Consider the following 21,426-nt stretch of genomic DNA (forward strand, 5'->3'; position numbering starts at 1 on the left):
TTATTTGAGGATGGTTGCCTTATCAGGCGCCACCTAACTTGCATTTCTGCAGCACTTCCCATGATTTTCCGTTGTGACGGAGGAAGTAGAGGTTATTTACCTTAAAGGTAGCCTCATATTCCTTGTTCTCATATTCGGGCCATGCTTTATTAAATTGTTCATCTTCCAGGTCTTTAAAGGCCACGGTAACGTGTGGTGTAAATCCTGTACGTGCCAGCATGGTACTGAAGCCAAATTCCTTACGCAGGAAGTTGATCAGTTGACGGTGCATAGCAGACATGGTTTCACTCTTTTCCACGTTGATGAAGAGTACACGGTTTTGTTTGTTCGGGAAAGTACCAAAGCCTTTCAGGGACACTTCAAAAGGAGCCTGTGTTTTGGCAAACTCTGTCAGTTCGTCGCAGAAAGCTTTTTCCAGTGCCGGATCAGCCGTGAAAGGTACCTGCAGGGTAATATGCGGCAACACTTTCAGTGCGTACATAGGACCGTATTGTTCTGCAAATTCCTGTTTGATCTTTATAATTTCTTTACCTACTTCTGCAGTTGGCAGGAGGGCGATAAAGTAAATTTTATTATCTGGTTTAGGTTCAAAGCGTTGAGGTCTTCCACCCTGTCTTGGGCTTCCGCCGCCGCGATTGTAACCACCGCCGCCACCGCCACGGTTGTAACCACCGCCGCCACCGCCGCGATTGTAACCACCGCCGCCACCGCCGCGATTGTATCCACCGCCGCCACCACCGCGATCGTAACCACCGCCACCGCCGCCACGGTTGTAACCACCGCCGCCACCGCCGCGATCGTAACCACCGCCGCCACCGCCGCGATTGTATCCACCACCTTCACGGTTGTAGCCACCGCCACCACCTTCACGGTTGTAGCCTCCACCACCGCGATCATAACCGCCGCCACCACCTTCACGGTTGTAGCCGCTGCCACCGCGATCGTAACCGCCACCACCGCCTTCACGGTTGTAGCCACCACCACCGCGATCGTAACCGCCGCCACCACCTTCACGGTTGTAGCCGCTGCCACCGCGATCGTAACCGCCACCACGGTCGTATCCACCGCCGCCGCGATCATAACCACCACCGCCGCCGCGGTTGTAGCCACCACCACGATCATAACCACCACCGCCGCCGCGGTCATACCCGCCGCCTTCACGGTTGTAGCCACCATCACGGTTATAGCCACCATCACGATTGTAATCTGTACGCGGACGATATCCGCCTTCACGATTGTAACCAGGGCGCCCTTCAGAGCCGCCACTGTTGTAGTCGGGTTTGCCGCCTTCCCGCTCGTTGTTTAAGTTGGGTTTGTCATCGCCTTTCTCCTTATTGGGATCATTCTCTTTGTTGGTATCAGGAGAATAAGGCCTGCGGGGGCGTTCGTTTCTCTCAAAATTCATCTTACTTAATTAAGCGTTTGAAGCAATATTTGCTATGATTTCATAAAAATGAAATACGTCCTGATAGGAATTATACAGAGGTGCCGGTGATACCCTGATAACTCCAGGCTCTCTCCAGTCAACGATTATACCGGCATCGGTCATCCGTTGATGTATTTCTTTACCGCTGTTCATAAACAGCAAAGATAGTTGAGCGCCGCGTTCATTACAATTTTCCGGTGTTATAATCTGGAAGTTTATGCCTTTTAACTGTTGCAACAGGAACGCAAGATAATCAGTCATTCCAATGCTTTTGCTACGTAAAGCGCCGATACCGGCCGCTTCAAATAATTCCAGGGATGCTTTCAGGCTTACCATATTAAACACCTGAGCGGTGCTTTGTTGCCATCCTTCAGCTTCTTTTTTAGGCACAAACCCCTTTTCCATTTTAAAACGTGCACTCTCTTCATTGCCCCACCAGCCTCCTAATCTAAGAAAAGCACGGTTGCTGGCATGTTTCTCATGCACAAATGCGCCTCCTACCGCGCCAGGACCGCCATTCAGGTACTTATAAGAGCACCAAACGGCAAAATCTACGTCCCAATTGTGCAATTCTACCGGTATATTTCCAGCTACATGTGCCAGGTCGAAACCTGCGTAAGCACCTGCCTTGTGAGCAGCAACTGTTATAGCGGGGATATCAAAAAACTGTCCGGTATAGTAATTTATACCTCCGAATAAAACCAGCGCTAAGCTATCACTTTCCCGGTTAATAATCTCCAAAATATCTTCTAATCTTATCAAACTTTCTCCTGGTCGGGGAGAAACTTCTATCACTGCACTTTCCGGGTCAAATCCAAAGAGCTTTACCTGCGTTTCAACTACGTATTGGTCACTCGGAAATGCTCCTGCTTCCATTAACACTTTAAACCGCTGTTTGTTTGGCCGGTAAAAACTTAACATCATTAAATGCAGATTTACCGTCAGCGTATTCATTACTGTCAACTCCTGCTGGCTTGCTCCAAATAAGCCCATCAACGGTTTACTGCAGTATTGCTGATAATATAACCAAGGATTTTTAGCCTTCCAATAACCTTCCACCGCACATTGCTGCCAATCCGCCAGTTCCTGTTCTATAGCCCCCTTCACGTTCTTAGGCTGTAATCCGAGCGAGTTACCACATAAATAAATCGCATCCTTCCCGTTACGCTGTGGAAAATAAAATTGATCTCTGAATTTATGTAGAGGATCCTGTTGGTCCCTTTCTCTGGCAAAAGCCAACGTCGCTACGTACTCCATGGTCTTCCAATCTTACGCCTTAGTTTTCTCTCTTAATGGCGGTACTTTGGTTTTGTCAAGTTATCCCCTATACTATTATTGTAATATATCTATCTCTCATTACAGGCTAAATGGCCTAACCAACTATTTAAAACAGACTGTCTCTTAATATTTTATTGCTTAATTATCATATGGCATATAAGGCTAAGGCTGTATATGGCTAGTAACGTGTCAATTGTCTGTGGGTCAAAAGTAATAAAGGCTATTCAAATGCCACTCATTCCAAATGTTAAAATTTGTTAATGAGAAGAAAAATCTATTTCCAGCCCGAATATACAAAAAAAATCCGTCCCGAAGAATCGGGACGGAGACTGTTAACCTACAACTGTTACACTGTATTGAAAAAAACTTAATTCACAGAGATGCCATCTACCTTTTTCTTACCCCGTATTTCCTCTACGGTAGCTTCGGGCTCAGGGAAGAAATGATAGGGCTTGGGCGACAGATACTTAGGATCATGCATCTTCCTCACTTCATCGCGCTTCATAAATATCTTCATCACCAGCACCAGGAATGGCACATACTTGAGCCACCGTGGCAGATTATACCGATCCAGCACATCGATAGACCGTTTGTTCATGGCATACATTACCGGCACCAGGATCAGGGTCAGGAAGGTGGCAAACACGAGTCCAAATACCATGGTCCAGGCTAAAGGTCCCCAGAACGCCACGTTATCTCCCCCAAAGAAAATATGCGGATTAAACTCGCTGAACAGGGAAGCAAAGTCGATATTAAAGCCCACGGCCAAAGGAATCAGTCCCAATATGGCCGCTATAGCGGTCAATATTACCGGCGTCATACGGGTCTTCCCCGCTTCTACCACCGCATCATATACCGGCATATTCTGCTGGATCAGCAAATCCGTAAACTCTACCAACACGATACCATTACGTACCACAATGCCTGCCAGGGCCATAATACCTACCCCGGTCATTACAATGGAAATGCTCATCTTAAAGATGGAGAACCCAAGGAATACCCCTATGATACTGAATAATATTTCCATAAAAATGACCATCGGACGGCCAATCGAGTTAAACTGGGTTACCATGATCATTAAAATCAACCCAAAAGCCCCCAGCATCGCCATCATCAGGAAGTTCATGGTTTCCTGCTGATCTTCCTGCTCACCTGTCATCTTAATCAACACGGAAGCCGGGTGACTGAAATCATGCAGCGAAGTTTCGATATGCTGCACTACTTCATTGGCATTAAAGCCGGTCAACACGTTGGAATACAACGTAATCACCCTTTTCTGGTCGATACGTTTGATACCCGCATAGGTATTGGAATAATGGATATCCGCTACAGCCGACAAAGGTACCTGGCGTACCACGCCTCCCATATTCATATCCCGGTATACCAGGTTCAGGTTCATCAGGTTGTTAATGTTATTGCGCTGATCTTCCCTCAATCGTACCATGATCTTGTATTCGTCTTTCGCATCACGGATCTTGGAGGCTTCGAACCCGAACAGGGCCGTACGTAAAGCCCCTCCAATCTGGCGGGTAGAAATACCCTGAGCATTGGCCCTTTCCCGGTCGATGTTCACTACAATTTCCGGTTTATTGGCTTCAAAATCGCTTTTCAGCTCTTCCACCCCACCAATCTGCAGGGAATCGAGGTAACGTTTGAGCCGGAACGAGGTACTGGTGAGCTCATCGAAGTTATCGCCACTGATTTCGATATTGATCGGCTTACCGGTTGGCGGTCCGCCCTGCTCCTGTTCTACCGTGATATTGGTTCCGGGGATACCCTTTACCGCTTCGCGGATCTTGTCCAGGTATTGTACGGTAGATTGCCCGTTCCTGGCGCTAAATTCCACGAAGGCAACGGTTACCTTTCCTTTCTGTGGCTGTACGCTCAGGTCCATCTGGGAAGGATCGCCGGCGCCTTTGGCCACATTGGAAATAATAGATTCCACGATCGGGTTCTTCGCGCCAACCACTTTGGTAATGCGGCTTTCCACGATACTGGTAATAGAATCTGTATATTTCTGGTCAGTACCATTGGGTAGTTCTATATAAGTATAAATAAAGTTAGGATCGGCTTGCGGGAAGAATACCACCTTTGGATTTCGTATAGCCGTTAGCATAATACTGAAAATCAGTAATCCGAAAGTGGCTATCACAATCCATACCGGGCGCCATCCCAATAAACACCATTTCAAAATACGTTTGTAGCGTTCCTGTACCCTTGGCCAGAAGCTGTGCTGGAAGCGGCGCGCCACGCCACCCAACCAGAAACGTTCGAGTACAATCATCAGGTACACGAATATGACAAAGTTACCCGTGCCCACGCTGCCATTGGCATATCCCATCAGGGCTATAAAGGCGAATACGCCAGAAAGAATAGCAAACTTCTTATCGAACCTGGGTTTAGGATGATTTTCCCCTTCATGCCTATCCATGAAATCTACCGCAAATACCGGGTTAATGATATAAGCCACGATCAGGGAGGCTCCCAGCGTAGTGATGAGGGTTACCGGCAGGTAGAACATGAACTTACCGATTACACCAGGCCAGAAAAGCAGGGGGAAGAACGGCGCCAGTACTGTGAGGGTACCCGAGAACACCGGCAGGAATACCTCTCCTGCCGCTATCTTGGCAGCTTTCACGATACCCAGGTCCCTTCGTTCATTATAAATACGGTGTACGTTTTCTATCACCACAATCGCATCATCCACCACGATACCCAATGCCAGCAAGAAAGAGAACAACACCATCATGTTGAGCGTAAACCCGTACATTGGCATCAGCAGGAACGCGATGAACATGGAGATAGGCACCGATAAGGCGACGAAGATCGCATTCACGGCTCCCATGAAGAACATGAGGATTACGGTTACCAGCAGGAAGCCAATAATGATGGTATTAATCAGGTCGTGCAGGGTTACGCGGGTAGACTTTGACTGATCGGCCGTGATGGTCACTTCCAGGTTCTTAGGAAAGTAATTTTCCTTCATATCCTTGGTGATGGCCTGGATCTTATCAGATGCGTCGATCAGGTTTTTACCGCTCTGTTTAATAACATTGAGGGTGATAACGTTTTTTCCCCGGAGGCGGGCATAGCTTTCCTGCTCCAGGAATCCGTCTACCACCGTAGCTACATCTTTCAGGTAAACAGTGGCGCCGGATTGTCCGCGTACGATGATATTCCCAATCTTGCCCGGATCTTTATATTCACCTTTTACACTGAGCGTACGTTTCTGGCCATCCATAGCCACGAGGCCACCGGAGATCGTAATATTTTCGCCCTGTATAGCGCCGATGATATCATCAAAACTGATCTGGGCCGCATCCATCTTGTATTTGTCCACATTGATCTGGATTTCGCGTTCCAGCTCACCTACCAGGTCCACGCGGGTAATTTCATTGAGCGCTTCGATGCGGTCTTTCATATCATCTGCATACTTCTTCAGGGTTTGCAGATCGAAATCGCCCGACAGGTTCACGTTCATGATAGGAATCTGCGATACGTCAATCTTCACGATCTGCGGTTCCTGCGTCAGGTTCTGCGGCAGATCTTTTTTAGCATCGTCTACTTTTTCACGTACCTGTTGACGGGCTGCTTCTATATCTTCATTGGCATTGAACTCGATGGTGATCGCAGAGAAATCCTGCATAGAAGTACTTTTGATCTTCTTTACGCCGGAGATGCCGTTGAGTTGTTTTTCGATAGGTTTTGTAACCGTCGTTTCCATATCTTCCGGAGAAGTACCGGCGTTGATGGTATTGATATAGAACTGCGGGAACACTACCTCGGGAAACTGTTCCTTTGGCAGGCTATTATAGGTAAGAATACCGGCAAGTGCAATGATAATGGTGGCAACGTATACGCTTACCTTATTATCAATGGCCCAGCTGGTAGGCTTAAATTCTTTATGGAGATTATCTTGCATACACTTGGTTTTAGCCGTTATCGCCAGCTTTATAATTTAATCAGGTCGTTATCATTCAGCCCCTGAAAACCGGTAGTCACAATTTTATCACCGTTGGTCAATCCACTTTTCACTTCTGCTTTATCGTTGTACGTGCGACCCATTTCGATGCTTTTACGTTGGGCGATCATCTTGCCGTTGGTGTTCTGCGCTACGATTACATATGGTTTTCCGGAGGTGTACTGAATAACGCTTACCGGGATCACTACTGCATTTTTAGCGGTGTAGTCAACAATCCGGATGTGTGCAATCATATTGGGACGCAGTACATTATCGGGTTTCAGTGGCACTTCAATCTTGATGGTCCGGCTCAGCGGGTCGATGGTCCTGGAGGCGAAGCCGATATTGCTCCGTATTTCCCGGTTAACATCCGGGAAGGCGATAATAACGGCATCTCCTGTTTTCAAAAAGCCGGCATAGGCTTCCGCCACGTTGGCGGTTACTTTCAGGTTATTCGCATTTACCACGCGGAAGGCAGGTGTGCCCGGGGCCGCATTATCTCCTACTTTAGCGATCACCGCGTCTACAGTACCGGTGATAGGAGCAATGATGCGGGTTTGCGCCAGTTGATCCTGGAGGGTGGCCATTTTCCTTTCCAGGCTTTCCTTTTGGTTTTTAGCATTCAGGTATTGTACTTCAGAACCTATTTTCTGTGCCCAGAGGTTCTTTTGCTTTTCGAAGAGGGTGTTAGCCAGGTCCATCTGGGTGCGAAGTTCGGCCATATTGGCTCTCAGCACCTGGTCGTCTACCTGTGCCAGTATTTGTCCTTTGGCTACCTGTTGGCCTTCTCTTACGAGAATGCTGGTAATCACGCCGGGTACACGGGCGGACACGTTTACGTTTTCACGGGCGTCTACACTACCCTGTACATCGATATAATGTTCGAATAAGGTATCTTTTACTTCTGATACCGTTACATCTTTCATTTTGAGTACGGTATCTTTCACGCCTACTTCTTTTTCAAGTGCGGCAATCTTCTTGTCGATATCTTCATTATACTTCACTTTCTCCTGCTTCAACTGTTGCAGTTTTGCTGCTTTATTCTCGCCACCACCACAGGCAGCCAGTACCAGAGCGAGGAAGGGAACCAGGAAAGAATATCTTGTTGTCATATGAGTTGTAGTGAATAGTGATTGTAATGATTAAGCTATAGTTTGCCGTATGATTTCAGCAGGTCTATTTTTGCAACGATGGCGTTGAACAACGCGGTGAAATAGTTATTCTGCGCAGTGAGCAGATCATTTTCAGCGGTAGTCATCTCCAGGCTGGAACCTACCCCCTCCCGGTATTTCACCTGTGTGGTGTGGTATACATCCTGCGCCAGTTGCATATTTTTTTCCTGTGCTTCCAGCGTCAGTACGTTGTTGCGGAAAGTAGAGGAAGATTGTTCTCTTTCGAGGTCGATTCCCAGTTTGGTATTTTCAATAGCTACTTCGCTTTTTTTCACTGCCAGCCATGCCTGGTCTACCTGTCGTTTGCGCTGTAACCCGGTGAAGATGGGGATCGACAGGTTTAGTCCGGTATTAATATAGCCATACCATGCCTGGCTCTGGAAGTAATCGAATTTATCGCTGCCGCGAAGGGAACCTGTGGCCCCAAACAGTTGCAGGGACGGCCATCCTTTCATCTTATATCTTTTCAGATCATATTCATTCGCTTTCTTCTGGGTCTGGAGCAACTGATATTCTATACGTTGGGAGTAGTCGAACTTATCCATGTCCAGGACATCGGCCACAATTTTCTCTGTAGAGAGTGTATCCGTTAACGTTATAGGTTGTTTCAGTGGCATACCCATCTGGTATTTCAGAGAGGCGGTGCCAAGTTCAACCAGGTTGCGGAGTTTGGTTTGTTCCGTTTGCAGGTTGGTATATTGTACTACCAGCCTGTCTACGTCCAGTTTTTCCGCCATTCCATTTTTATAGATCTCTTTGGTTTCTCCAAGGATTTTTTCCAGGGACGCAATATTTTCAGACAGAATAGCCAATGCTTTATTGGCAGAAAGTACATTATAATAGGCTTTGTATACGGTAGATTTTACATCTATTTCCGCTTTGGTGACGTTCTGCGCCACCAGTATCTCCAGTGTTTTACGGGCCTGCAAGGCTACGAGTACACTGGGATCGAAGAGTGTTTGGGTTACCCTGAGCTCACCCAGCAAATTGTTTTTAAGCTGGAATGATACGGCAACAAAGGAATCGATGGGAGAACCAAAGTTCCGGGTATTGAACAGCTGCTTCTGAACGATTGGGTTGTACTGGTAAGAGCCGGTTCCTGTAACGGAGGGCAGCGCGAGGCCGGCCACTTCCTTGTTTTTGGCCAACTGAATCAGTTCGTCCAGTTTAGCGGTTTTGACGGAGCTTTGGTTAGCCAGCGCATAGTCTACCGCTTGTTGGGCAGACAGGCTGATGGGCTCCGGGTTTACCTGCTGCTGGGCAATGGCGGCAGTACCCGTAAACAGCAGCCATCCGACAAAAGCCATACTGGTGAGCCTTTTGATTGATAGCATAGTATTATTTATTTTGCGATAGTTGTTTATATTTTTCAATAAGCTGGTATCCTTCCAGAGAAGCCACCCCGTATAAAAAATTTTCCAACAATACTTTCTGCACTTTCATCATATCATAGCCTGCGGGGAAGACTTCGGGTTGAAAACAAATCATGCAGGCATGGATCCGGTACTGTGTTAATATTTTAATGTCCAGGTCCGGGCGGTACACCTTTTCGCGGATACCTCTTTCCAGGTTTTCGCGGATCATGGTGGTAAGTGTATTATTCTGGTAGTCCAGGAACAGTTGATAAGCTTTTGAATGAAACTTCTGCAGATCGAGGATAATAACCGGGTTCATGTTACGTATCCGGCGATCCAGCATATCCATTACCAGGAACAGTTCCTGTATTGCATCTTTAGATTGTTCCCTGTCTGTAAAGCATTCTTCCCTCACCTGTGCGATGAACCGGTCAATGGTTTGGGTCACCATATCATCTTTATCGGTAAAATGAGCATACAGTGTTTTTTTGGAGATGCCCATCCTTTCGGCGATATCGTCCATGGTGATAGAGCGGGTACCAAATTGACGAAACAGGCCAAAAGCCGTGTCCATGATGCGTTCCTGTACTTCCATACTTGTTTCAGGATAACCTTTGTTATGTTGCACAAAACTATGGAAACTTTCCAAACCTCCAAAGTTTCCAGTAATTATTTTTTACATGTGGTAACATTCATTTAAGCGGTGGTAGCTTTGCGCTTTATTATCTAATTTGCAGTCTAATCTTGAACCATGTCGCCAAAGCTTAGATTTAAAGTATTTGCATCGAGACTGTTGCGTTACTTCTTCCAGGGATTACTCATCCTGGCACCGATAGGGATTACGGCGTTAACCTTATACTGGGCTTTCGTTACCATCGACAATATAATACCCAAGGAGATCATCCCGGAGGATGCTTCCTTCAGCTTCCTGAAGTACAAGGGGGTGGGATTTGCGCTGGTATTACTGTTGATCGTCGTGGTGGGTTATCTCAGCTCTTCGTTTATTATCGGGCGGATCTTTGATTTGTTTGATCATTTACTGGAGCGCACTCCGTTCATAAAATACATTTATACCTCCATCAAGGACGTTTTTGATGCATTTGTGGGGGAGAAGAAAAAATTTGATCACCCGGTATTGGTGCAGATTTATGGGATAGATGTGTGGGAAATGGGGTTCATTACCCAGAGCGATGTCAGCCACCTGGGCCTGGAAGGCTATATGGCAGTATATGTACCGCATGCGTATGCCATTACCGGTAAAGTGTTTATGGTCCCTAAAGAAAGGGTAAAACCGTTGACCAACATCTCTGCAGGCGAAGCAATGAAGTTTGCCGTAAGCGGAGGTGTCACAAATATTTAATTATCCCGTTATTCAACGGGTGGTGTCAAATAGCGCGACCCGTTGGATATTTAGACTGTTAAATTGGCTATATTCGTGTACCCAAAAATATAGCTATATGTTAACCCAATCCTGTTTACGTATTACCGTAATCTTTAGTGTAATAATATTATCATGTACCGAAGCGGGTGCATGGGGCTTTTTTGCGCATCAGCGTATCAACCGGCTGGCGGTATTTTGCCTGCCGCCGGAGATGATGGTATTGTATAAGCCGCAGCTGGAGTACCTTACCACGCATGCCACTGACCCTGATAAGCGCCGGTATGCGGTAGCGGCGGAGGCGCCACGGCATTTCATCGACATCGATTTGTTTGACGCACCGCCGTATAATAATATCCCCAGGAACTGGGCTGATGCGGTAGCGCGGTATACGGCCGATACACTGCACCGGAATGGTATTTTGCCCTGGCATCTTGAAAAGATGCTGGCTTTGCTTACGGGTGCGTTCCGCGACAGGGACCAGCAGCGGATCCTGCGCTTATCGGCCGAATTGGGCCATTACATGGCAGATGCGCATGTGCCGCTGCATGCCTGCTCCAATCACAACGGGCAGTTAACTGGGCAAACCGGCATCCATGGTTTGTGGGAGTCGCGCATTCCTGAGTTACTGGCCGACGAGGAATTCAGTTACTGGGCCGGGAAAGCCACGTATATCGCGGAGCCGCGGAAGTATATCTGGGACGTGATCCGGGTAAGTGGCATGGCGGCGGATACGGTGCTAAGATGCGAGAAGCAGCTGAGCCAGGCGTTTCCGGCAGGCCGCCGGTTTGCTTATGAAAACAGGAATAGCGTGCTGGTACGTACTTACGCCGACGACTATACGAAAGCATATGCGCGGTCTATGGGCGACATGGTAGAGCGCCGCATGCGGCAGGCTATTGGCGCGGTAGCCGCTGCCTGGTATACCGCCTGGGTCAATGCTGGACAGCCGTCCCTGCAGGCACTGAGCCATACAACCCTTACCCCATCGGAGTTACAGGCATTTGAACAATTGCAACAGCAGTGGGGGAAAGGGAATCTAACCGTCAGAGAAGAGTAAGCGCGTTAAAATATTTATAGTAATTCTAAATAATTAGAAAAGAAATTTTATCTTTGCCCATACCATCTTTTAGCCTATCCTACACCACGCGCCTTACAGGTTTTAAAACACCCGTGCCGTTTTTTTTCCGTTTCCTTAGAAAAACCAAAACAAAGTGGAAAGATCAAAAAATGAATTTAATCTGAATCGCAACATGAAGGTGCATAATTTTAACGCAGGTCCTTCTGTATTACCCAACGAGGTATTGTACAAAGCCAGTAAAGCGCTGATTGACTTTGAAGGGTCAGGCATGTCGATACTGGAAATTGGTCACAGAACGGAACCGTTTATAGCGGTGATGGACGAGGCGCGCAACCTGGTGAGGGAATTGATGCAGCTTGATGACGACTTTGAGGTACTCTTCTTACATGGGGGAGCTACCACGCAGTTTATGCAGGTGCCAATGAATCTGCTGGAAAGCAGTGAAACAGCGGCATATGTAGATACCGGCGTATGGTCCAACAAGGCCATCAAAGAAGCCAAAGTGTTTGGTTACGTTGACGTAGTAGCCAGCTCCAAAGAAAGCAACTATAATCACATCCCCAAACAGTTCACCATTCCGCCGCAGGCCAGCTACCTGCACATCACTACCAACAATACCATTTATGGTACCCAATGGCATATGACCCCGGTGACCGACGTACCCCTGGTAGCTGATATGAGTAGCGACATCATGAGCCGCAGCATGGACTTTAACAAGTACTCGCTGATTTATGCCGGTGTACAGAAAAACATGGGCGCCGCCGGCGCTACGATGGTAGCCGTACGCAAGAGCATCCTGGGCAAAGTGAGTTCCCGTAAGATACCCGGTATCATGGATTACCGCAATCATATTGAAAATGGTTCCATGCTCAACACCCCTCCCGTTTTTGCTGTATACATCAGCATGCTTACACTGCGCTGGCTGAAGGAACAGGGCGGTATTCCTGCCATTGAAAAAATCAATGATAAAAAAGCAGCCTTGCTGTATGATGAAATAGACCATAATCCACTGTTTCGTGGCACCGTGGTAAAGGAAGATCGTAGCAAGATGAACGCCTGCTTCATCATGGATAAACCGGAAATGGAGGAAGAATTCCTGAAATTCTGTAAGAAAGAAGACATTGTTGGTATCAAAGGACACCGTCTCTCCGGCGGCTTCCGTGTATCGATGTACAATGCCCTGCCTTATGAAAGTGTAGAAGTGATGGTAGAAGCCATGAAATATTTCTCCCTGAAAAAGGCCTGATAAAAAATTAAGATATCTCTGTTTACGGAGTTGCGGATAGTTATTTTATAGATAACTCCCTGCAACTCCGTAATTCGTTAGGGATAAATCATTATTTTTATTATAACATTTACCCTCAAAAATAATATATCTATATCATGGCTATTATCAGACCATTTAATGGATTAAGACCCAAAGAAGCATTGGCCGCCCAGGTAGCAGCAAGGCCCTATGACGTGCTCAGTTCTGAAGAGGCAAAAACCGCTGCAGCCGGTAACCCGTATTCATATTATCATGTTTCTAAATCTGAAATAGATTTACCCGAAAATATTGATACCCATAGTCAGCAGGTATATGACAAAGCTGCGGAAAACCTCCACCGCCTCGTACAGGAAGGCGTACTTTTCGCAGAAGCACAACCCGCCTATTATATCTATAAGCTGGTAATGAACGGCCGCGCGCAAACCGGCCTGGTATGCGTTTCATCAATAGCCGACTATAACAACGGCATCATTAAAAAACATGAATTCACCCGGCCCGACAAAGAACTGGACCGGATCAATCATATTAAAACCACCAAGGCACAAACCGGGAACGTATTCCTGGCTTACAACGATGTACCGGAATTAAATGCCCTGGTAGACCGCTGGCAGGAGCATAACAAACCGGCATACGATTTCACTGCCGATGATGGCATCCAGCACACCGTTTGGGTGGTAAATACGCCTTCAATCGTTCAGGACATCACGACCCTCTTTGCAGAGAAAGTACCTTGTACCTATATTGCCGACGGGCATCACCGCGCCGCCTCCGCCAGTCTGGTACAAAAGGAATTTGAAGCCGCCGGTAAAATCACTTCTATAGAAAATCCGATCAACTACTTCCTCACCACCATATTCCCGGCCAGCCAGCTGGCTATCCTGGACTACAACCGGGTGGTAAAAGACCTCAATGGTTTGAGCAAAGAGGCGTTGTTGTCCCGGCTCGACTACGATTTCACGGTGGAAGAAATCGGTCATTTGCCACAACAGCCCACCATGCTGCATGAATTCAGTATGTACCTGGAAGGCAAATGGTACCGCCTCGTAGCCAAAGAAGGCACCTATACCACCGACCCAATTGGCATCCTGGATGTTACCATCCTTTCCAATAATGTGCTCGACAAACTACTGGGCATCAAAGACCAGCGCACTGATAAGCGCATCGACTTTGTAGGAGGTATCCGCGGACTCGGGGAACTGGTAAAACGTGTAGACAGCGGAGAAATGAAAGTAGCATTTGCCCTGTACCCGGTTACCATTCAGCAATTATTTGATATTGCCGACAGTGGCAACGTAATGCCGCCCAAAAGCACCTGGTTTGAGCCGAAGCTCCGCGATGGGCTCATCACTCATACTATTTAATGTCGTTTTAATGTTGTTTTAATATCATTAGTCCCCCTCTAAGTGGGGGACGCTTTAATTTTGCCCATATTCCCCCATTTATTCAGATTATCATTTAGGGTAATATAAAACTGGCATTTTCTTTGTCTACCTGCGGATCGATTGATTGGCGGCACATTACCCCATTTTCCTTACTTTTACAACAAACGACAGACAAGGAATGAATAAGCGGTCTTCTTTATTGAAAGCATTTATAGTTGCAGGAGTTTTATTTTCGCAGGTAGCAGTGGCGCAGGATGCCAAAGAATTGTACAATACGGCCACCGGCTTTATACGTACCGGAGATTATTCCAATGCTATTCTGGTATTGAACCAGGCCTTACAACTGGAGCCGGACAATTTTGAATATAAAAAGCAACTGGGCTTTACCTTTTACCTGAAAGGAGACCTTGTAAAGGCCAAGAGTGTGATAGAACCTTTGCTGAACAGCAAAGAAGCAGACGTACAGACATTCCAGATAGCTGGTAATATTTTTATAGGACGGGAAGAATGGAAAGCGGCACAGCGCATCTACGAACGTGGCATCCGTAAATTCCCTAACAGCGGAGAGTTGTACAATGACAACGGCAATATGCAGATGAACTTCAAAATGTATGATGCCGCATTGAAGAGCTGGATTAAAGGTATTGAGCAGGATCCGGGATTTCCGGGCAACTACTACAATGCCACCAAAACATACAGCTACAGTAACAATCCGCTTTGGTGCATACTGTACGGCGAAACCTTCATGAATATGGAAAGTTTCACTACCCGTACCGCAGAAATCAGGAACATCGTACTGGAATCCTATAAAAAATTATTCAATGATCCATCGCTGTTTGAAAGCGCGCTGACCGACGATAAAAAAGGAAAAAGAGGTGGCGGCAGCGACTTCGCAGAGGCCTATAAAGCCTGCATGGGCAAACAGATCAGCGTAGTAACGGGTGGAATAGATCCCGATGCTTTGATAATGGTACGTACCCGTTTTCTGCTGGACTGGTTTAATTTTTATGGTATGAAGTATCCGTATGCGCTCTTCGACTTTCAGCGTAACCTGTTGCAGGAAGGTATGTTTGAATCTTATAACCAATGGTTATTTGGTCCTGCTTCCAACCAGGCCAACTATAAAGCCTGGGTAGGATTACACAAACAGGATTACGATGCCTTCCTGCAATTTCAACGCAGCTACCCATTAAAGCCAAGACCGGATGAGTATTACAACGATGGGAAGTTTACGCTGATTAATTCGGGGTACTAGTATTTGGATATTTTTTGGATTTACCCGTATAGTCGTTTAGTTGCTGTAGCAACTGAATGACTAAATCCGTAAATTGTAAATCTCAAAATCTGAATATGCTCGTTACCAAACACCAAAACACCATCAACAACGCGGTAAAGGCGAACCACGAAAGAACTTTTTACTCGCAATACCCGGAGCATCCCAAAGCTTACGGTGAAGAAGCCCATGCAAAGGGTGTTCAAAGTTACCAGCAACTGCTGGGCAAACCCTTCAAACAGTTATTGCAAACCGGAGAAACAGGCTGGAGCGGAGAAGAGGTATCTCCTTACACCCAGGAAGTTTTAGGCGTGAGCTATCCCATTTTTGCGGTCAGCGATTTACTTAGCAAAGCCGCCGAGGCAGGAAAAAGCTGGGGCAAGCTGCCGGTAGCAGAAAGAGCAGGCGCCCTGACCGAGACATTGGAACGTATCAAAGATTATTTCTTCGATATCGCCAATGCCACCATGCATACCACCGGGCAAAGCTTTATGATGAGTTTCCAGGCCTCTGGTCCACATGCCAACGATCGTGCCCTCGAAGCCATTGCCACCGGTTACCACGAGTTACAACGCTACCCTCCTCACCTGGAATGGGAAAAGCCAATGGGCAAAATCAGCATCCGGCTGTATAAAACGTTTAAGCCTATTCCCAAAGGTATCGGCGTAGTGATTGGCTGTTCTACCTTCCCGGTATGGAATACCCTGCCTGGTGTATATGCCGACCTGATTGCCGGCAACCCGGTCATTATAAAACCGCATCCGAAAGCTGTTCTTCCTATAGCTATCGCCGTTAGCGCCATACAACAGGCATTGCGGGACAATGGCTATGATCCTCATATCTGCCAACTGGCAGCCGATAGCTCAGATCACCTGATTACCAAGGAGCTATGCGAACACCCCGATGTAAAACTCATTGACTACACCGGCGGTAGCGCCTTTGGCAATTATATAGAATCCCTTCCAGGAAAGACGGTATTTACGGAGAAAGCGGGCGTTAATTCCGTTATATTGGATAGCGTAAAAGAACTGGGGCCCGTGATTGAGAACCTGGCTTTTTCCGTTAGCCTGTATTCCGGGCAGATGTGTACAGCGCCACAGAACTTCTTTATTCCTGAAAACGGGATCAATACTGCCAACGGGCACGTACCTTTCAACGAAGTAGTACAACAGCTCAAAGACGCGGTAGTAGGCCTGGTGAATCATCCAAAAATGGGAGCAGGCACCCTGGGCGCCATACAAAACGACCAAACCCTGACCAGGGCCAAGGAGGCCCGGCACCTGGGCGGTAAAGTAATACTGGAAGGCGGTCCGGTAACCAACGAAGAATTTAACAAGGCGAGGATATGCTCCCCTACCATATTGGAAGTAAGCAGCGCCGATACAGCTATTTATGAAAAAGAGCTGTTCGGCCCCGTTATCCTGATCATTAAAACCAGGGATACCGACCATAGCGTTCAACTGGCCAAACAAATGGCCGTTAAATATGGCGCTATCACCTGTGCCGCCTATTCTACCGACAAGCAGACCAAAGACAAAATAGAAGAAGAAATGAACAGCGTATTCACCCCTGTATCCTTTAACCTTACCGGGTTCATTTGGGTGAATCAGCATGCTGCATTTTCCGACTTCCATGTTACCGGTGGTAATCCGGCGGGGAACGCCAGTTTTACCAACCAGGAATTTATTGTGAAGCGATTTGTGTGGGTAGGCAACCGGGAACTGGCTGAATAACAAAAATATTGGCAAGCGTCCCGGCATCAAGGGGCGCTTGTTGTTTAAAGCCTATATGTATTTATGAGAAAACTGCTATCTGTCATTTTCGTTGCCACCTGCTATACCATAGCATGTGAGCAGGCGCCCAAAGCTGACAAAGCTACGATTACCGAAGCACAGACCGTGCAACCCGGAACAGGTAATGCTTATCTGCCCGACACGGCCGCCAGCCGGGTGGAGTGGGTAGGTACCAAACCTACCGGCAAACACCATGGTATCCTGAAACTGGCAGGTGGTGCACTCTATGCACAAGACTCCACTATTACCGGTGGACAGTTTATCATCAATATGAATTCCCTGCAAGATGTTGACCTGGCCCCGGATACCGCCATGCAACACAAACTGGAAAATGAACTGAAAGGGCAAATGTTTTTTGATGTTAAAAAATATCCCCGTGCCACTTTTGAAATTACCCGTGTAACGCCTTTTCAACCAGCAGTAGGCGATCTACCTACGTTAAAAAATGCCACTCACACTATCAATGGCAACCTGACATTGAAGGATGCCACCAAAAATATTTCCTTCCCGGCCATCATCAGCTTTAGTAAGCACCGAATCAGGGCAGTGGCTAACTTCAATATAGACCGCACCCAGTGGGGAATCAGTTACCGGGCCGACAAATCGCTGCAGGACAAACTGATCAACTCACAGGTAAATATTTCCTTCGATATTAGTGCCACCCGTTAAGTTCGCTTTTCGTTTTTTTCTGCGCGAAGCCAATAAAATATTTTAAATTTAGTATCACCACTACTACCTAAAACTGACCGCGATGGAAACTTCCCAAGAACGAGATGAACGACTATGGCGCATAGCGAAAGCCAGGGCCAGGTTTAAATCTCATCTCATTATCTACCTTGTTATTAACCTGGGATTATGGGCCGTTTGGTTTCTGACAGACAGTAATAAATTGCATGGTACCCCCTGGCCAGTATGGACGTCGCTGGGATGGGGCAGCGCACTCGCTTTTCAATATTTCAATGCCTACCATAAAGACCCTTATGGCGACGCGCTGAAAGAATATGAAAAGCTGAAAGAACAACAACATACGCGACCCTGATATCATTGAACTAAAACGAAATTCGACAGCTATATGGATCAACCGCAGCGACTATTTGACGTAATTGCTTACCAACTCACCAACTATCCCAAAGCAGATATGTTGGCCGGTAAAGAAAACGGAGAATGGAGAAAATACAGCACAAAGGAAGTAGCGGACATTACTCTCCGGTTTAGTTCAGGCCTGCTCAAATTAGGCATCAGAGCAGGTATTAAACATAATGAAGAAAAAGATAAAATAGCCATTATTTCACCTAACCGGCCGGAATGGCTGCTCACCGACCTCGCTGTACAACAGCTGGGCGCGGTGCTCACCCCCATCTATCCTACTATCAGTGAACACGAACTGGCTTATGTACTCAATGACGCAGAAGCACGTATTCTCTTTGTGAGTGACAAAGACCTGCTCGACAAAGTAACCGCACTGCGTGATCAGTTTCCCACCATCCGGGAAATTTTCACCTTCAACAAAGTAGAAGGCGCCCGCCACTGGACAGAAATACTGGACATGGCCGATGAAGCGGATTTTGCACAGATAGAGGAAGAAAAGAAAAATATTTCGTCCGAAGAACTGGTCACCATCATTTATACCTCCGGCACCACCGGCACGCCCAAAGGTGTGATGCTGAGCCATCACAACATCATGAGCAATGTGCTGGCCTGTAAGCCCTATCTGCCGGTAAACAAAGACGCCAAAGCCCTGAGCTTCCTTCCCCTGAACCATATCTTCGAAAGGATGGTGACCTACCTGTATCTCACCACCGGCGTACCTATTTACTACGCTGAAAGTATGGATACCATTGGGGACAACCTGAAGGAAGTAAAACCGACCATTTTTACTACCGTACCACGGCTACTGGAAAAAGTATATGAGCGGATTATGGCCACCGGCCTGGAACTTAAAGGTATTAAGCGGGTGCTGTTTTTCTGGGCAGTAGACTTAGGCAAACGATACGAAATCAATAAAGACCAGGGCGCCTGGTACAACCTGCAGCTCAAACTAGCTAACAAACTGATTTTCAGTAAATGGAGAGCTGCTTTGGGAGGCAATATCCAGGCTATTGTGAGCGGCGCAGCCGCCTGCCAGGTGCGGTTACTCAAAATCTTTACTGCCGGCGGTATCCCCATTATGGAAGGATATGGCCTTACCGAAACGTCGCCGGTCATCAGCGTTAACCGCATTACCGTGGAAGACCGTATGTTTGGCACCGTAGGCCCCATTATCAGCGGCATAGAAGTAAAACTGGCGGAAGATGGGGAAATCCTATGTAAAGGGCCTAATATCACCATTGGCTACTACAAACGCCCCGATCTTACCGCCGATGCCATCAAAGACGGCTGGTTCCACACCGGCGACATAGGCGTACTCATTGATAATAAGTTCCTGAAGATCACCGATCGCAAAAAAGAACTGTTCAAAACCTCCGGTGGCAAGTTCGTAGCGCCTCAGCCCATTGAAAATAAGTTTAAGGAGTCGCCCTACATAGAACAAATCATGGTAGTAGGTGAAGACCGTAAATTTACCGCTGCCCTGATCGTTCCTTCGTTCTCCAATTTGAAGAACTGGGCCCAAAAACGCGGCATTACGGCGAATTCCAACGAAGAGCTGTTGAAACACCCGGATGTACAGGATCTTTTCAAACAGGCCGTAGAGAAGTACAATCAATTCTTCAACCACATTGAGCAGATAAAGAAATTTGTACTGCTTCCCAAAGAATGGACCGTGGATGGCGGCGAACTAACCCCCACCCTGAAGGCCAAACGAAAAGTAATCCTGGAGAAGTACAAAGCAGAAATTGACAGTATTTACGCTCCTGCCAATGGAAAAGTAGATATAGAAAGTCTTTAAATTTTCATTTAAAACCCTTACTTTTGCCACCCGATCCCGGAATCGGGATAACACAATGGCCTCATAGTTCAATGGATAGAATAGAAGTTTCCTAAACTTTAGATACAGGTTCGATCCCTGTTGAGGCTACGAAGAATATTTAAACGCCCAGTTTCAGTAATGCTGAGATTGGGCGTTTTCTTTACAAGGTGATCATGAAATAATAATGCGTCCCCAAATAATCATTATTCCTCCAAATGGATGAAAGATGTATCAAATCTGATTGCATTAAACTGATCTCCACTCCAAAATCTTACATCATCCATATTATACATTGGTTCATGATCGTTCCATGGTTTATCAGTAGCTCGTCTGCCAAAACAATATTCAAAGAGCACCTCTTTGGCTGTTTTATAACTATGAAAGTTAACAAAACGTACTGCGCCATAATCAAATAACCGTGTCTGTTTAGATACCTTATCTTTCAAACCAAATAAATAGTTGGCGCCATAGAGATACTTCAACGTGTCGTTACCATAGTGTTCGACTTTCTCTCTATCCGTTTCCGTGATAATAAAAACAACAATGCCTTCCTTATCGGGACCATATAACATAGTATCTAAGTAAATAGATGTAGCCTTGGTATTATACGCCTTTTTTGCGCTAAATGGACCTATATTCTGTTCCAAGGCTTTATTTAATGTGTTCATTACAGCAATGCTATCTTCCGTATAGTCCTTGACGGAAAAATGCTGGTTGATGTACTTATATCTTTCAGGTGTGGGTTTTATATAATCATTACAAGAGATCAACAATAATAATGAGAAGAAAAAGAAAAAAGAAAAAATTGATGCGCGTTTAAATAATCCCTTCTTTACAGGTATGTCCTCCTTTACTGCCAGCGTCACTTGCAGCGTTGTTGAACCAATGCTGGCGGCACCAATGCCCTTTATGAAAATAGATTGCGCCGAAGCGGCTGATGTTATCATAAAACATCCAAGGACGTAAAACTCCTGTATTGGTTAATAATTTAGATCAGCACTATAAGTCGAGGGTGCCAACAATGATGTAACAGGTTAAATGCTATAGATTATATACGGGTTACATTAGTTACCTTTCGGGTACAATAATAGGCTTTTTCTACAAAGTTTAAGTCGTTTAACACTCACATAACTGAACATGGAAAGTATATCG

The 21,426-nt window shown here is 46.5% G+C and carries 16 protein-coding genes and 1 tRNA gene; 10 read left to right on the forward strand and 7 right to left on the reverse strand.

Annotated elements, in window-relative coordinates; genetic code table 11:
- Positions 1-22: 22 nt before the first annotated feature.
- From FHW36_RS30805 to FHW36_RS00955, 6 genes are all read right to left on the reverse strand, one after another.
- Positions 23-1,405: a 2'-5' RNA ligase family protein gene (locus tag FHW36_RS30805; protein ID WP_246121033.1), complete on the reverse strand. Its 1,383-nt coding sequence runs from the start codon at positions 1,403-1,405 to the stop codon at positions 23-25.
- 9 nt (positions 1,406-1,414) lie between these two features.
- The gene (gene kynU, locus FHW36_RS00935) at positions 1,415-2,683 is read right to left on the reverse strand and encodes a kynureninase (RefSeq protein ID WP_145660825.1); all 1,269 of its coding nucleotides are present in this window, start codon (positions 2,681-2,683) and stop codon (positions 1,415-1,417) included.
- A gap of 388 nt (positions 2,684-3,071) precedes the next feature.
- The gene (locus FHW36_RS00940) at positions 3,072-6,626 is read right to left on the reverse strand and encodes an efflux RND transporter permease subunit (RefSeq protein ID WP_145660828.1); all 3,555 of its coding nucleotides are present in this window, start codon (positions 6,624-6,626) and stop codon (positions 3,072-3,074) included.
- Between the two features lie 29 nt (positions 6,627-6,655).
- The gene (locus FHW36_RS00945; RefSeq protein ID WP_145660831.1) at positions 6,656-7,777 is read right to left on the reverse strand and encodes an efflux RND transporter periplasmic adaptor subunit; all 1,122 of its coding nucleotides are present in this window, start codon (positions 7,775-7,777) and stop codon (positions 6,656-6,658) included.
- 35 nt (positions 7,778-7,812) lie between these two features.
- Entirely contained in the window at positions 7,813-9,171 is a 1,359-nt protein-coding gene (locus FHW36_RS00950; RefSeq protein ID WP_145660834.1) for a TolC family protein, read from the reverse strand.
- 4 nt (positions 9,172-9,175) lie between these two features.
- Positions 9,176-9,787, reverse strand: coding sequence for a TetR/AcrR family transcriptional regulator (locus tag FHW36_RS00955; protein WP_145660839.1), 612 nt, complete (start codon positions 9,785-9,787; stop codon positions 9,176-9,178).
- 156 nt (positions 9,788-9,943) lie between these two features.
- Here FHW36_RS00955 and FHW36_RS00960 point away from each other — a divergent pair, with 156 nt between their 5' ends.
- From FHW36_RS00960 to FHW36_RS01005, 10 genes are all read left to right on the forward strand, one after another.
- Positions 9,944-10,552, forward strand: coding sequence for a DUF502 domain-containing protein (locus FHW36_RS00960; protein WP_145660842.1), 609 nt, complete (start codon positions 9,944-9,946; stop codon positions 10,550-10,552).
- 97 nt (positions 10,553-10,649) lie between these two features.
- On the forward strand, positions 10,650-11,630 hold the full coding sequence (locus tag FHW36_RS00965; protein ID WP_246121034.1) for a zinc dependent phospholipase C family protein: 981 nt from the start codon (positions 10,650-10,652) through the stop codon (positions 11,628-11,630).
- Positions 11,631-11,823: 193 nt separating this feature from the next.
- A complete protein-coding gene (serC, locus tag FHW36_RS00970) occupies positions 11,824-12,897 on the forward strand; it encodes a 3-phosphoserine/phosphohydroxythreonine transaminase (RefSeq protein ID WP_145660848.1) in 1,074 nt (357 codons plus the stop codon).
- A 137-nt stretch (positions 12,898-13,034) separates the two neighbouring features.
- Entirely contained in the window at positions 13,035-14,279 is a 1,245-nt protein-coding gene (locus FHW36_RS00975) for a DUF1015 domain-containing protein (protein WP_145660851.1), read from the forward strand.
- A gap of 199 nt (positions 14,280-14,478) precedes the next feature.
- Complete coding sequence (locus tag FHW36_RS00980) at positions 14,479-15,555, forward strand: tetratricopeptide repeat protein (RefSeq protein ID WP_145660854.1); 1,077 nt, start codon at positions 14,479-14,481, stop codon at positions 15,553-15,555.
- A 95-nt stretch (positions 15,556-15,650) separates the two neighbouring features.
- Positions 15,651-17,306 carry a phenylacetic acid degradation protein PaaN gene (paaN, locus tag FHW36_RS00985; RefSeq protein ID WP_145660857.1) on the forward strand — a complete coding sequence of 552 codons (1,656 nt, stop codon included), beginning with the start codon at positions 15,651-15,653 and terminating at the stop codon, positions 17,304-17,306.
- Between the two features lie 63 nt (positions 17,307-17,369).
- The gene (locus tag FHW36_RS00990) at positions 17,370-18,035 is read left to right on the forward strand and encodes a YceI family protein (RefSeq protein WP_145660860.1); all 666 of its coding nucleotides are present in this window, start codon (positions 17,370-17,372) and stop codon (positions 18,033-18,035) included.
- Between the two features lie 82 nt (positions 18,036-18,117).
- Positions 18,118-18,405 carry a 2TM domain-containing protein gene (locus FHW36_RS00995; protein ID WP_145660863.1) on the forward strand — a complete coding sequence of 96 codons (288 nt, stop codon included), beginning with the start codon at positions 18,118-18,120 and terminating at the stop codon, positions 18,403-18,405.
- Positions 18,406-18,438: 33 nt separating this feature from the next.
- The gene (locus FHW36_RS01000; protein WP_145660869.1) at positions 18,439-20,253 is read left to right on the forward strand and encodes an AMP-dependent synthetase/ligase; all 1,815 of its coding nucleotides are present in this window, start codon (positions 18,439-18,441) and stop codon (positions 20,251-20,253) included.
- A gap of 57 nt (positions 20,254-20,310) precedes the next feature.
- Positions 20,311-20,382: transfer RNA gene (locus tag FHW36_RS01005), tRNA-Arg, on the forward strand.
- A gap of 95 nt (positions 20,383-20,477) precedes the next feature.
- Here the strand turns inward: FHW36_RS01005 and FHW36_RS01010 are convergent.
- Entirely contained in the window at positions 20,478-21,221 is a 744-nt protein-coding gene (locus FHW36_RS01010) for a hypothetical protein (protein ID WP_145660876.1), read from the reverse strand.
- Between the last annotated feature and the right edge of the window lie 205 nt (positions 21,222-21,426).

This window comes from Chitinophaga polysaccharea (genome assembly GCF_007829335.1).
In the GTDB taxonomy this organism is placed as follows: domain Bacteria; phylum Bacteroidota; class Bacteroidia; order Chitinophagales; family Chitinophagaceae; genus Chitinophaga; species Chitinophaga polysaccharea_B.